This window comes from Shewanella sp. 10N.286.52.A9 (genome assembly GCF_041468985.1).
Taxonomy (GTDB): domain Bacteria; phylum Pseudomonadota; class Gammaproteobacteria; order Enterobacterales; family Shewanellaceae; genus Shewanella; species Shewanella japonica.
On sequence record NZ_JBFRJQ010000002.1, the window covers coordinates 193,045 to 207,757 of the forward strand.

The 14,713-nt window shown below is 42.9% G+C and carries 8 protein-coding genes; all 8 read right to left on the bottom strand.

Annotated features, from left to right (window positions below; all coding sequences use genetic code 11):
• Nucleotides 1-6 precede the first annotated feature (6 nt).
• The 8 genes from AB4128_RS01865 to AB4128_RS01900 all read right to left on the bottom strand — a co-directional run bounded on the left by AB4128_RS01865 (nucleotide 7) and on the right by AB4128_RS01900 (nucleotide 14,699).
• Entirely contained in the window at nucleotides 7-846 is an 840-nt protein-coding gene (locus AB4128_RS01865; protein ID WP_372036558.1) for a carbon-nitrogen hydrolase family protein, read from the bottom strand.
• A complete protein-coding gene (locus AB4128_RS01870; protein WP_372036560.1) occupies nucleotides 770-5,164 on the bottom strand; it encodes a YhdP family protein in 4,395 nt (1,464 codons plus the stop codon). The genes AB4128_RS01865 and AB4128_RS01870 overlap by 77 nt, the downstream gene beginning before the upstream one ends.
• On the bottom strand, nucleotides 5,164-6,654 hold the full coding sequence (gene rng, locus AB4128_RS01875; protein WP_055022904.1) for a ribonuclease G: 1,491 nt from the start codon (nucleotides 6,652-6,654) through the stop codon (nucleotides 5,164-5,166). The genes AB4128_RS01870 and rng overlap by 1 nt, the downstream gene beginning before the upstream one ends.
• Nucleotides 6,655-6,742: 88 nt before the next feature.
• On the bottom strand, nucleotides 6,743-7,336 hold the full coding sequence (locus AB4128_RS01880) for a nucleoside triphosphate pyrophosphatase (RefSeq protein ID WP_372036562.1): 594 nt from the start codon (nucleotides 7,334-7,336) through the stop codon (nucleotides 6,743-6,745).
• A 1-nt stretch (nucleotide 7,337) separates the two neighbouring features.
• Nucleotides 7,338-7,826: a rod shape-determining protein MreD gene (mreD, locus tag AB4128_RS01885; RefSeq protein WP_055022906.1), complete on the bottom strand. Its 489-nt coding sequence runs from the start codon at nucleotides 7,824-7,826 to the stop codon at nucleotides 7,338-7,340.
• Complete coding sequence (gene mreC, locus AB4128_RS01890) at nucleotides 7,823-8,719, bottom strand: rod shape-determining protein MreC (RefSeq protein ID WP_055022907.1); 897 nt, start codon at nucleotides 8,717-8,719, stop codon at nucleotides 7,823-7,825. The genes mreD and mreC overlap by 4 nt, the downstream gene beginning before the upstream one ends.
• 63 nt (nucleotides 8,720-8,782) lie before the next feature.
• Nucleotides 8,783-9,832, bottom strand: coding sequence for a rod shape-determining protein (locus AB4128_RS01895; protein WP_055022908.1), 1,050 nt, complete (start codon nucleotides 9,830-9,832; stop codon nucleotides 8,783-8,785).
• Nucleotides 9,833-10,124: 292 nt separating this feature from the next.
• The gene (locus AB4128_RS01900; protein ID WP_372036614.1) at nucleotides 10,125-14,699 is read right to left on the bottom strand and encodes a DUF6701 domain-containing protein; all 4,575 of its coding nucleotides are present in this window, start codon (nucleotides 14,697-14,699) and stop codon (nucleotides 10,125-10,127) included.
• Between the last annotated feature and the right edge of the window lie 14 nt (nucleotides 14,700-14,713).

Consider the following 14,713-nt stretch of genomic DNA (forward strand, 5'->3'; position numbering starts at 1 on the left):
CTTTGATTAAAGTGCTGTCGTTAGCACGGGTAAATTAAAACGGTTGTGCTCCACGACTGGAATTTGCTGTCTAATATCGTTGAGTTGTTGTCGGTCTATCTGACCTTGCACCCAACCTGTTCCCGTTTTTCGTTCGGCGACAATGTGCCCCCAAGGATCAACAATCATACTCTGCCCCCAAGTTTCTCGGCTGCCTTGATTATGTTTGCCCCATTGATCAGCTGCCAGAATGTAACATTGACTTTCAATCGCTCTAGCTTGCACTAACACTTGCCAATGAGCTTCGCCTGTCACTTTAGTAAACGCTGATGGCAGAGCAATAATATCAGCACCTGCAGCTCGTAAAGCACGGAATAAATCGGCAAATCTTACGTCATAACAAATGGCTAAGCCCACTTTACCAAACGGGGTATCGATAACACTAATACGATCGCCAGGACAAAAAGTATCACTTTCACGATATGAGCGTGTACTGTCGGCAACTTCGACATCGAATAAGTGTAACTTATCATAACTGCCTAAGGTATCACCTGTATCATCAAATAAATAACTTCGGCTATATACCCGTCCATCATTCGCTAAAATAGGAATGGTTCCAGCCACCATATACACTCGATGACGTTTAGCCAATGCAGCTAAAGCCTGTTTCAGCTCACTGGTTTTATCATCTCCAGCGACTGATAACTGTTGCTGTTCATGACCACCAAATAACAAACTACATTCTGGTAATACAACGAGCTGAGGATGATTTTCTTGCCTTGGAAGTTGACTAAGCTGCTCGTCGATAAAAGCTAAGTTGGCTTGAACATCCCTGCTGCTCTGACATTGCAGTAAGTTGACTTGCATTAGCGCCTCCTTGGCTTTGACGTTGCTGGTAATCAACAAATGATATCGGACTGCTACCCTCCCCTTTAGGAGCGTTAACGGAATCAGTCTCGGTTTGAGTATTGCTGTTAATAATGATGTTATCGCTGTTTTTGCTGCTATCCGCCTCGATACTGATTGCAGGTACATTGGAACTGTCTGATACAGTCATCTCAGTTACAGTTTGACTGCCAGAGTCATTGACATCTAATCGCTCGCTCGCCTGTTGCAATTGGTCTTGTTGAGCACCTTGCAGATTACTTTGTGGCTCAGTTTCCACTTTTTCGCGAGGTAAAATTGATTCAGGGATTTCGATTTCTTTACTCTTACGCTCTAACTCTTCTAGCAAAGGATCATTCATTGTACCGCCTAATCTGAAACGAATTTCAGAAATGACTTCAATGACTGGCTCCAATACTTTTGTGAGTGCAAAGGCGCCTAAGCCCAATGTCCAAGCGCTGGTACTTAATAGCACTACAGTTGGAACGCTCGAGGCTAATTGCGGAATAAAGCGAATATCGTAATTCAAACTTTGAGTGGTTAAGTCAGTATAGCCTCGTACTTTCATGTTGCCTGCTATCGCATCCATTTCTGTATCTGTGGTTTTTACGACGCCATTATCAATATCCAATGAGCCACCAAAAGAGTCGAAATATAACCCCTTGCCAAACACATCAGAGAAGTCTAACGAGAGTTTTCTCACTAACGAGTCCAAACTAAACAAGGAGAAAATACGAGCGCCTTTATCGCTCACTTCAGATAAATACCCTTTACCCAAATCAAAGCGTAATTTACCGTTTAAGGTTTCTAATGAGAATTCATACGGCGCACCTTGCCATGAAAACTCTCCCACCATATCCACAGGCGCATCTTTAAGACCAGGACTGATGCCTAACGCTTCAGATAACGCATCAAACTTGCTGGCTTTTACATTGACATCAAACGTGGTCATGCTTTTTCCTGCGGCGAACGTCCAATCTCCAGAGGCTTGCAGGCTGACTATTGGCCTTGTTAAGGTCAACGTTTGGAAGCGGTAGCCATTCTCATACGGTATTCCTTGTAGCACAAGGTGGCCTAAACGCGTTTTATATAAACCAAAATCATCTACATCAACTGCAAGTGGCGGTAAATTATCGAGTAAATTGCCTGGGGTAAATTCGGCATCTTCTGGCGCTTTCACATTAGGTGCTAAATGCAATTTACTGGCAACAATTTTAAGGCCTTGCTCGCGCCAACTTGGATAAAAATCAATATTACCCACCATCTGCTCTGATTCAATATCGAAACGCCATACATGCTGAAGCGGCTTGGCTGTAAACGATAATTGCTCAAAGTTTTGACTTAAAATATTCAATGAACCAATTTGGGCGTCGATTAAGGTTAACGGCGGGAAAAAGCTCACCTTGTCATCAAGGTCAGTGAGGTTAACTACTGGCTCTGATTCAACGTTTACTGAAGAAGATTGATTAGCCAGTTCAGCAATTGTCTCAATGTTTGTTGTTTCAGCAGTATTATCAGGGGCAGTTTGCGCAGTTTCATCATTGACGACTATTGATTCTTTATCTGCGATAACATCGATACTGGATGTCACTTTATCAGTAAATTTACTGATAAGAGGTAGCCATGTGGTCAACTCAGCTTCTGGTAAGTCAATTTGAATGTGACCTTGGTTTTTAACGAGCTTATCACCCAGTTTAAAATGGCGCCCGAGTAACAGATCATAATGTGCGAGGTAGTCGCCACTTTGCTCATTAAACCCGCCCCAAAACTCAGCTTCTTTGCCTAACTTGATCCCTAAGGAAGACTGCTTGTTATCACCAATTAATTCAGCTCGCAGCATTCTAGGTTCGTCGGCTGCTTTAGTAAAAGGAGCTGGTAAGGACAATGTTGTGCCTGTGAGATCTGAATTTAATTGTACTTGTAAACGATAACCAAGCGGATCAAAAATCATCGTTAACCCACCATCCCAATCTAGGCTTCCTGAATAATAATCAGATAATGGATTATCAATGTAATTCGGTAAATTATCTAAATCCCATTGGCCGTTCAGATCGACGCTTAAAGCAAGATCACCGCTATTCGTTTGCTCTGTTGCAAAGCTAAACTGCAATGGTTGCTCAAATAAATCTGCCGCGATTTCTTGACCACTCACTTCAGCATTAATAAATTCGACAGCGCCGCTCACACTGTTTAAATGCAGCCCGGGAGAGGTGATATATACGGCATTATTATCGAAGGTAATCACGCCTTTATTGTTCGCTTTCGCACCATCATAAAGCGGAATGGTTAAATCTAAATCACTCACAATGTCACCAGAGATTTGCACAACATTGAGTGTTGAGCCCACTGAGGTTTTAAGCGGTGAATTATCAATAACGGCTTTTGCAGCATCAACATCAGCGCCAACCTCAGCTTCAATTCTTAAGGTCGTTTCTTTACCCATATAAGGAATATAAACGTGTGCACCGTCGGCATCCACATCCAATAATTTCCCTTTGTTAACAACAATATCCATTGCCGCATTTTCAAATAATGCATAAAGGCTTAACGCTTCAACTGCTGGCCAATCGGGTTGAAACAAAAATGCACCATCATTTAAATTAAAACCTGCTTGAAAGATGCCAGAATGATCTTGATATGGAAACTGATTAAGTTGACCGTGCCAGACAATTTCAGCGTCAGGAATTTGGCCTTTTTTAAGCGATCCATTTAGATAATCTACCAAGTTATCGCTCATCGCATCTAACGGAAAATAACGACCCGCATGTTCAACATTATTGATGGCTAAGTTAGCATTTAAGGCAAGGTGTGCTTGCTCTAATAAATCCAGTTGCATTGATGCAGCGAGATCGATATCGGCATTGCTAAAGTGAACATGAGGTAATATCAGGCGCGACTTATCGACGTTATATTGAACTTGAAATGCATCACCTTTAAGCGCAAGCGGTGCTTCAAACCCATCTTGAAAATCAAGTTGATAATCTTGTGCTGGGAACTCAGCATTGACTAAGCCATTGACCCAAGAAAAGCGTAAATCAATTGGGGCACTACCGGGTATTCCCTCTGTAGCAGACCACTTGAGTTGGTTAATTTCGGTTTTGAGTAAGAATGGTTTCCCTGACTCTTTAAGTAATTGCAGCGGCCCAATAACGCCACTTGGTGACAACTCTTGCCATTGAGCCACGCCCTTTTCTCCCATTTTAGGAAATAAAGGGAGCAATGGCGTGAGCACTTCAGGCGCAATTTCATTCACGCTAACCGATAAGTCACTGTAGTTAGTTTTCAGTGATAAATTAAGCTCAGGCCATGGAACACCATTGGTCGAAAAGTCTAAATCATGGCTTGTAACTTGCCAGCCATTATCATTTGGTTGCCACTTTAACGCACCGCCATTAATCGCAAACTTTTGCAGTTGTTCAGTATTTTGCTGATCAGATGTATTCCACTGCAACCAGCTTGGTTCGAACATCAACAAGCCTGTATTGATAGTTCGATGCTCTATACCTAGCCAAGCTTTAAGATTTACAACACCTTCAAATTCAATACTATCTAATTTTAATAAAGGGTCATGTTGACGTGAAGCCCACTCACCTAGATCTAATGATTCAGCAGAGAGATAAATTTGACCCACTAATTCATCAGGTTTGTAGCCATCGCCAGTAACATCAATTCTGAGAGCCAGTAATTCACTTGCTGACGCTTCTGAATCCAAATGCATAAAGCCTTTCGCTTGGTGAAGGCCTGGTTGGTTATGCCACATCAAATTACTGATAAATATTGGTCTAAAATCATGGCTATGACTTAGCAACTGTAAAGTACCGTCACTGATAGAAAAATATTCAAGCTGCTCAAGTAACAAGGCATATAACCAATCTAAATTGGTACTCGCATCCTCATCACTTTTCGAACTAGAAAGCTCGTCTACATTTAACGCAACATGGATGCCATCAAATTTTACGGTTTCAATTTTAGGGGACAGAGTGAGTAACGTTTGCCAAAAGTCGAGTTTTAAGTGCACTTTGTTGGCAATTAAGGTCACAGGTAGCGATGGCTGCGGAGGAATAACGAGATTATTAACCGTTAATGCAGGTCCAAACGCTTGCCACTCGGCACTGAGTTTACCCACTTGAACTTCAATCTGGTATTGCTCTTTGAGGTAATTCACCACTTCGTATCGCGCTTCAGGAAGCTGAGGTATTAATCCTCGGATGAGACTCACCGCTAGCGCAAATAGTACCAGTACTACGGCTACAAATTGGAACAAAAAACGACACACTTTTACGGTTTTACTTTTGGGCACTACACCATCACCACGTCATACTTATTTTGAGTATATAAAGTCTCGTTTTGCAGGCGGATCTGTTTGCCAATATACACTTCTAATTCTGCTAATAAGTGGCCTTCTTCAGTACTTAAACTTTTGAATACCGCCGGTGAACAGTACAGCAAAAACTCATCTGCTGCGTATGCTCTATTTAATCTAATAATCTCTCTGAATATCTCATATGAAACCGTTTCAACCGTTTTCATTGAGCCTGTACCTTGGCACGCAGGGCACTCACCGCACACCACATGCTCTAAACTTTCACGGGTACGTTTACGGGTCATTTCAACTAAACCTAAGCCTGAAAAACCACTTACACTCGTTTTAACACGATCGGTTGCTAACGCTGCTGTTAAGCTGTCTAACACCCGCTTTTTATGATCATCATTCATCATGTCGATAAAATCGATAATGATGATGCCACCTAAATTTCGCAGTCGTAATTGTCGAGCAATAGCTTGAGTCGCTTCTAGATTGGTATTAAAAATGGTTTCGGCAAGGTTTCTGTGGCCAACAAAAGCACCAGTATTAATATCAACCGTTGTCATGGCCTCTGTTTGATCGATAATCAAATAACCACCCGACTTCAGTTCTACTTTACGACCTAATGCACGCTGAATTTCATTTTCTACATCGTACAGTTCAAAAATAGGAGAAGGGCCAGCGTAATGCTCAATTTTGTCTGCGATTTCTGGCATGAACTCTTGAGCAAACCCTTGAAGTTCTGCAAAAGTACGTCTTGAATCGACTTGAATATGATCAAGCTCCTCACCGACAAAGTCTCGAATAATACGCACTTGAAGCGCTAAATCTTGATACAGGAGAGTGGCACCTTTACGTTTACGGCGTTCGCTCACTTTCGCCCAAACACGACGTAAAAATGCAGCATCTTGGGCTAACTCATCATCACCCACCCCCTCCGCTGCGGTGCGAATAATAAAGCCACCATCTTCATCGACATAGGGTTCGGTAATTTTCTTTAGGCGAGCACGTTCTGTTTCTTCTTCAATACGTTGAGACACACCAACATGACTTGAGCCTGGCATAAAGACGAGATATCGAGAAGGGAGAGTTATATCTGTGGTTAAACGAGCACCTTTGGTGCCAAGGGGATCTTTAACCACTTGAACCATAATGTCTTGGCCTTGGCGCACGAGCTCAGCAATATCACGCACCACGAAATTACCTTTTTCTACATCGGCAACACATTCGGTATGCGGCACAATATCTGATGCGTGTAAAAAGGCTGCTTTTTCGAGTCCGATATCAACGAATGCGGCCTGCATACCAGGTAATACTCGGCTGATTTTACCTTTATAAATATTACCAACTAAGCCACGTTTCATTCGGCGTTCTATATGAACTTCTTGTAAAACGCCATGCTCAACAAGTGCAACTCTGGCTTCTGTTGGCGTAACGTTAATCAGTAATTCAGATCCTTTTTTACGCTGTGCTTTTGTGTGCATAAGCCACCTGTTTAACGCCGCGCTTCAAGGATAATGTATTACCAGCCAAAATGGGTGTGGTAACATTCACATGTTGGCGAACGAAAGATTAAGTTAATTCAATTTGATTCATTTCATGGAGCAGTTCGCGCGTTTCGACTAACGGCAATCCTACGACGGCGGAATAACTCCCCATAATAGATTGTACGAAACAACCACCTAGCCCTTGTATGCCATATGCACCGGCTTTATCCATAGGTTCTTCGGTGTTGATATACGCATCGATAGCCTCTGCTGATATCTCGCAAAATGTCACTCGAGTCTGGCATAAACGAGTCAGCGTTATTACACCGTTGGTCACCGCTACTGCCGTCATAACTTGATGAGTTTGACCCGATAACAAGGTTAACATGCGCTTTGCATCATTAATGTTTTCAGGCTTACCTAAAATTTCCACGCCCATAACGACAATAGTATCTGACCCCAACACTTTCGCAGTTGGCTCATCACTGCATAAAGTCAAACCCACTCTGGCTTTTTCTTTAGCTAAACGAACAACAAACTCGGCAGCAGGTTCATTATCGTGGTGCGACTCATCAATATCTGGTGCCACTTGCCTAAAGGTAAAATCTGACTCTGTAAAAGCAGCTTCAGCAAAAAGCGCTTTTCGTCTTGGCGAAGCCGAAGCGAGAACCCATCCCATATTAACGGACCTTATATCGGCGACGAATATTTCGTAAAACCCAAAATACCCACCACCACATGAAAATACTGGACACTGCAGGTAAAAACATTGACCAATCAAATGCCACGCCGTTCACTACAAACTCAACCCAGTAAATAATAAAATGATACAGGCAAATAAAAATAGCGACCAAAATAGACTGCTGCCAGCGAGTAAAATTACGTAATCGTTGTGATTGCATCACAATCACATAAATCACAATCGAAAAAGCAAGTGAGCGAATACCTAAGGTTGCACCTAGTAGCACATCCAGTAATACTCCTAATACCCAAGCCGTTAAAATACTATAGCGATGTGGCAATGCCATTGCCCAATAGATCATTACCATCAATAACCAATCAGGACGCCACGCCTCGACGATTTTAGGTAACGGCATAATCTGAAACATCATGCCAATAAATATGGTCACTAGCACGACAAAGCGGCCATTGGCGATATGCGCACTCATTGGCTTACCTCATCTTCCGCTGATTCAATATCAAGTTCAGCCTCATTCACCATGGTAGCAGGATCAACTTGCTCTTGTGTGCCATCATCAGGCCATATGAGCAACACATAACGGATCCTATCAAGTGCCGCTAATGGCTGAGCCGAAACAACCGAATAACTTTGCCCAGCATCACGTGAAATTTTCATCACTCGTGCAACAGGATAGCCTTCTGGAAAACGATTCCCAAGTCCTGATGTAACCAGTAAATCGCCAACAACGATATCGGTACTTTTGGCAACATGTCGCAATTCAATTTCGTCAATATCCCCAGTGCCTTGTGCTACGGCGCGAACATCATTACGGGTAATTCGAACAGGGATCCCATGAGTAGGATCAGTTACTAATAACACCCGACTCGTCAGCTCGCTGACTTCAATCACCTGTCCAACAACCCCTTGGGCATCAACGACTGACTGACCGACAAAAACCCCTGTACGTGCACCGTGATTTAACACGACATAATGCCTAAAGGGATCACTTGCCACTTCCATGACTTCTGCAACCACTTTTCGAGCATCCATATGCACTGGAGAGCCGAGTAACGCTCGAAGGCGTTCGTTTTCTTGACGTAAATGTTCAAAGCGCTGTAATCGCTCAGACATCATAAGTTGTTGACGCAATAATTCTTTATTTTGCATCGCCAACATATTTCGCGTAGCGATGGAGTCAGCTGACCAATCCAGCAATAAACCGGGGACATTCGCTAAATATTGTAAGGGACTTAAAACTGAGGAAATGGACTGACGAATGGGATCTAGACGATCATTGGCGATAAGCAACACCACCGACAAAAATATTGCCAGTGTTAATCTAAATTGTTGCGATATACCACGAACAAAAATGGGTTTCATAATATGTAGGCGGTGACACTCTTAACATACTTGTCAGAATAAACACCGCCGTTGTTTCGCTCTTTAGTTCTCTTCAGAGAATAAGTCACCACCGTGCATGTCGATCATCTCAAGGGCTTTTCCGCCACCTCGAGCAACACACGTTAATGGATCATCAGCAACCATGACAGGAATGCCAGTTTCTTGCATTAATAAACGATCTAAATCGCGTAATAATGCACCACCACCTGTCAGCACCATGCCACGCTCTGAAATATCAGAAGCCAGTTCTGGCGGAGACTGCTCTAATGCAACCATAACAGCACTTACAATACCTGATAAAGGCTCTTGCAGTGCCTCTAAAATTTCATTGCTGTTCAAAGTGAAACTTCTTGGAACACCTTCTGCAAGGTTACGACCACGAACTTCAATTTCAAGCACTTCATCACCAGGATAAGCAGTACCGATGGTATGTTTAATACGCTCTGCGGTTGCTTCACCAATCAAGCTGCCGTAATTACGACGAACGTAGTTGATAATGGCGTCATCAAATTTATCACCACCAATACGCACTGATGATGAATACACCACACCGTTGAGCGAGATAATCGCAACTTCAGTTGTACCACCACCGATATCAACGACCATTGAACCAGTCGCTTCTGAAACAGGTAAGCCTGCACCAATCGCCGCAGCCATTGGTTCTTCAATTAGGTAAACTTCACGTGCACCAGCACCCATGGCTGATTCACGGATCGCACGGCGCTCAACTTGGGTTGCACCTACCGGTACACACACAAGCACACGTGGACTTGGGCGGAAAAAGCTATTGTTATGCACTTGCTTGATGAAATGCTGCAGCATTTTCTCTGTCACATAAAAGTCAGCGATAACACCGTCTTTCATTGGACGAATAGCTTGAATATTGCCAGGTGTACGACCTAGCATTTGCTTTGCATCTGTTCCCACAGCAGCTACTGATTTTTGTCCGCTACTGCCACGTTCGCCACGGATGGCTACCACCGATGGTTCGTTTAACACGATACCTTCGTCACGAACGTAAATTAATGTATTTGCCGTACCTAAATCGATCGATAGGTCGTTTGAAAAAACTCCACGCAGCTTTTTGAACATGTATCTAGCCTGTATTCTGTAACATCAGAAAAAAGAAAAATCAGGTAACTTTATCAATGCCACTGGTTTTCCACAAGACCGAACAGGTTAACAATCGCTAATCTAGGTGTTTTTTTTACAATAATGCTAAATTAATCCACCAGCGCAGAAAAACACCAACTATTCGAGCAAAAAAACAGCAGCATGTTTAAGGCAATCTAGTGTCAAAAAAACGCGCTTTCAACATTTTTTGACATAGTGAACGACCTCACGCTCAATACTGACTCATAGTCACTCGGTTTCAACTTGCCCATTAACGTTTTTCACGCCAATAGATAATTCTATCGTGACCACGATAACGGCCAAAATAAGCACTGGCTCTTGGATCATATAATGTCGTCGTTGAAGCATTATCCCAGTTCCAATACCACTGTAACCATTCAGGCACGATAAGTGGTGCTGTGACTTGCCCACGATAGTCAGCAGCAGTTCCAGTAATAACCGCATTCCAAAGCAAGGTAAATTCACCTGCAGCGAACATCGAAGATTGCCCAGTTCTAACAATGGTTTGCCCAGATGTTAAACTAGGCTCGAATTGATAGCCTAATACTGAATCATCGACTTGTGTAACTAAAGCAGGTGTCACCGTGGAGCAGTTATCCAGAATATTCACACTCCAATCAGCGCCGTCCCAATACTCTGCACGAGTGGGCATTTGCAAGGTATCATTTTCTGCACCATAGGTATTATCCATCACCACTCGACCATGTCGAAAACGTTGGGTTGTGATTTGCTTAGCATCGCAATTGCTACCACAGCTACCAACAGTAGCCGCATTCATGTCAGGATCTGCCACAAAGCTATTATCGCCATCGTTATCGACCATAACCACACCGATATCCATGTCTTCAAATGGCCCATCTTTATTAGGGGCAGCCAATCGGGATAAGCTTGCCATGTAACTACTATCAACTGTGGCCACTCCTGCACTCCATGAACTAGCAGATACTGGTAAAGCACTTAAACGATTTCGCTTATCATCACCATCATCACTGTTTTCCCCGACCAATATCGCCGTGGCAAAAGCAAAGTCGCCTTGATAGTTTTCCGTGACATCTGAGCCAATGTTAAATGCAGAAATATTCATCGCCATTGAAAAAGGCTGATCCATATAATTAAATACAGTACACGCCGGTAATACGCTGACACCACTAATCGCAAACCTATCAGGTATAAAGCGGCCTATATTACCTGAGCTCGCCAATGGAATATCATAAAAGCTCGAGCCTAAATAACTTGAATCTGACTTAACGGTAAACTCAAATACACCCACTTCACTGATTGATTGAGTAATCGTGTTGCTGTTATTTGCTGCAGCAAGATGATCATAACTGCTTAAGCCAATATCACCTTCGATACCTGGAGATGGTGCCACAAGGGAACTTGCGAGTGTCATTCCTGCATGAGCATAATTTGGTGTTGCAAGATTATCGCAATAGTCGCTATCTCCATCTGACTCCCACGCCATACCTTGAATCGTTAATTCAAACTCTTCGCCCGCTTTTTTATAAACGGCGCAAGTCTGATTTCCAGCAGGACAACTCGCAGCAGCATCAACTGGGCTAACACATAATCCGACAGGGAAGCTGACAAATGTGTCAGCCCCGACCATAACAAGGCCATCCTCATCACCTGTTCCGTCGTATTGTGCGTTAAGTTGGATAGCGCCCGCATCAGGGTAATTCACGTCAATTTCTGCAACACCATTGCTGTCAAAATCCAAATTAATTGGCGTTCGTGTGCCAACACTTGTACCGATACTCGTTGCAGTACCAGCCCCTGTCACAGAGACATTTTGGCCTGAGATAACGGTACTAGGCTCTATATAATCACTCCAGAATCCCACGCTCTTGGTAACATCGGCAAATTGAGGAACACATTCCAGCGTTTCGCTATCTTTCTCTACTGCGGAGATATTTATCATCCCAGTGGGTTTATTCGCTAATTTATCCGGCACATCAAAAATAAAGCCACTATCTGCAAAATTAAACGTACATTGTGCAGCCGTAGGAGTATTACCTGCGATACTACATAAAGTGGTACTGAATGGTTTGGCTCCAGGGGTTGAACCTGTTACATCCACAGTCACTGAACCTGCGGTATTATTTCTTAACTCTAAATTGGTACTTCCACCACTAAAGCTAACGACGTTACCGCCAATCCAGCCGCCACCAGTAGCTATTGTTGCAGGACTCAATGTTGCAGTAACAAAATCTGGAACTGTTTGAGTACAGTCTGCATTCGCACAAGCTTTTAATGTCATGGGCTCTGCATTACAGGTTAAGGCTGCACCAGTATGAGTAAATTCAAAATGGTCAATGACAACCCCTATTGGGTTGGAATCAAGCGCACAAATTTCAACATTATCAATTTCATGGTTATTAGTTGCCCCGCCAGTAGAACCTGTTAATGAAAGTAAAAAATCAGTAGGGACAGCTGACTGATTAGGTTCTAATGCAGCATCAAAAGGAGAAATGAGCATTTCGTAGCCATTGCCAGTGTCACGCTCAACACTGACCATTGATTGGCCAGCAACCTGAGAATCAACGGTTATACGGTAACGATGATTTGCATTTTCATTATTATCAACCGTAGGCGATAAACAACCTCCACTAGGGTTATCTTGCCCATTATTACAGGTACCACGTAGATAATTGTAACCACTAGTCCCCGAACCTGAGCCACGAACTGCTACAGACTGCTGTCTTCTACCAGGTCCACCAGGGCCTCCTTCGGTAGAAAAGTTACCATACTCATCAATACCAAAACCCAACCAACCTCCCGCAAAACCGTCGACATTCGAACGAGCACCGTAGCCTAATGGACCACCATATGAACCAGGCTGAGGAGTAATTGAAGCATCAGATAACACAAAAGCAATACCATCAGCACCACTACCCCCATAGGCATAATGATCAAACTCAATGGTCACTAAGTTTCCTGCGGCAGGGAAAAGTCGCTGATATGTCGAAGACGTAGCCTGATTTCCAGCAGCTTCGGTTATCCGAAGTCGGTTATTCACAATAGTAGGAATAAACCCACCGCGACTTTCAGAAACGACCCAATCATCACCCACATCACTGCGCTGAAAGTCATCATTAAAACACGTTAACACCTGTTCTTCTTTTTCTAAGGCGATAAAACTATAATTTTCCCATATATGGCGACGGTCTGTATCCCGGTAGGTATCTTCATCAACCACCATACTCACCAGTGAATTTGTCAATTGGCAACGCCTTAACCAACCACCGTCACCACCACGGCGGCTATTTTTTCCTGCGACAAAAATGGGGGGATTAGTAAACCCTTCAAGCGCAGTCGTAAAGCCGCATTGGTAGCTTAGGTCTTGAACACTACCTGCGGTAAAAGTCTGCGCTTGACCGAAATGATAATTGAGGTTTTCACTGTTTAATACAATTGAGCCACTGCCTGATTGCAAGCTCAAATAAGCAACCGTTTCCGCCTGAATCTGATTATTATTTAAATTATCTGGCTGGCATCGACTGTTATTACTCCTGACTTCAGAAGTATCCATCGCTAAACGGATCCCTGTATTGTTAAATTGCGACAAGCTCGTCAACCAACAGTTATTTACCTGAGTTTGCAATTGATTCAGCACAACATTCTGTGTGCTTGGTAACGCCACATTAACGTATTGACTATTGGAGCCAATCAGAGCGGTATCAAGCTCTACTGTTCCTGCGATAAGCTGAGTACCATTGGATAAATCATGGGTTCCCGCATTCACCGCAACCCAGTGAATTTCTGTCATATCTTCAGATTCAACATAACGACTTGCGGGTGACGGAGACTCCTGTTGAGACCAACTAAAACCGGTTGTCGTCGGTGTGCCATCTAAAAATACAGAAGCTGGGCCATCACTATTAGTATTCGATTGCTCGATAGTCGGCATTAAAAAAACAAGAGGCGTAACACCATCAGGAAAAGCCGTATCAAAAGTCACGCTACCAGAGGTAGATTTACCATATTGAATATGGAAAGGAGTAGGTTCAGGAAATCCGTCGTTAATGGTTGTATCATCATTAATCACTAATTTTCTTGAGGTGATACGGCCATTAAAGGTGTTGGTGCGGTTAATGGTAATATTACCGTCACTATATATGTAACCGTTAATCTCAGAATCAGAACTGTTAAAATTAATATTGTTATAGGCAATCAGTGTAAATGTAGAATCAGTACCTTGATTAACGGTCAACGCACCATTAATTGAAGTACTGTTATTAACAAATAATCTGACATTGCCCGTTGTATTTATTACTGGAGTGCCACCATTAATAGTAAATGACTCAACCCAATAGTCACCTTCTGGAAGGTTAATGGTGGTCTTCTTATCCAAGATTAAGCTCTTGATTCGATAGGGTTCACTTGGCGCAGCACCGAATGTTAATTCGCAATTATTTTTATCAATAATCACATTCCCAAATTCGGTTATTCCAGGTCCCAGTAGATCATTGTTAGAACACTGCCCCCATGAGATCCCAGTATTACCTGAGCTAAACAAAAACTCATTTCCAGCAGCATTCAAATCAAGACCATCAATATCAGTACCTGATATTTCGCACTTTTTATACCCCGATGCACCATCATCACAGGTTTGATTTCCAATCTCATTACTTGAATTACTTGTGCAATAATCGAGTGCGACGCCATTTGTTCCATTAATTTGAGCATCGTAAATAACTAACTGCTGATTGATATTTTCACAACTCGCCGCAGTACCATGATGTCCTTGAACGACATTTGGGAAGTAGCGGGCATAATCTATGCTCTCAAAAGCACTTACTTGAAAAGACAGCACTGCAAGCATTACAAATGAATACA

Excerpts from the sequence above, each read along its gene's own strand:
- mreD (WP_055022906.1), bottom strand. The coding sequence starts at position 7,826 with ATGAGTGCGCATATCGCCAATGGCCGCTTTGTCGTGCTAGTGACCATA.
- AB4128_RS01880 (WP_372036562.1), bottom strand. The coding sequence starts at position 7,336 with ATGGGATGGGTTCTCGCTTCGGCTTCGCCAAGACGAAAAGCGCTTTTT.
- mreC (WP_055022907.1), bottom strand. The coding sequence starts at position 8,719 with ATGAAACCCATTTTTGTTCGTGGTATATCGCAACAATTTAGATTAACA.
- rng (WP_055022904.1), bottom strand. The coding sequence starts at position 6,654 with ATGCACACAAAAGCACAGCGTAAAAAAGGATCTGAATTACTGATTAAC.
- AB4128_RS01895 (WP_055022908.1), bottom strand. The coding sequence starts at position 9,832 with ATGTTCAAAAAGCTGCGTGGAGTTTTTTCAAACGACCTATCGATCGAT.
- AB4128_RS01865 (WP_372036558.1), bottom strand. The coding sequence starts at position 846 with ATGCAAGTCAACTTACTGCAATGTCAGAGCAGCAGGGATGTTCAAGCC.
- AB4128_RS01900 (WP_372036614.1), bottom strand. The coding sequence starts at position 14,699 with ATGCTTGCAGTGCTGTCTTTTCAAGTAAGTGCTTTTGAGAGCATAGAT.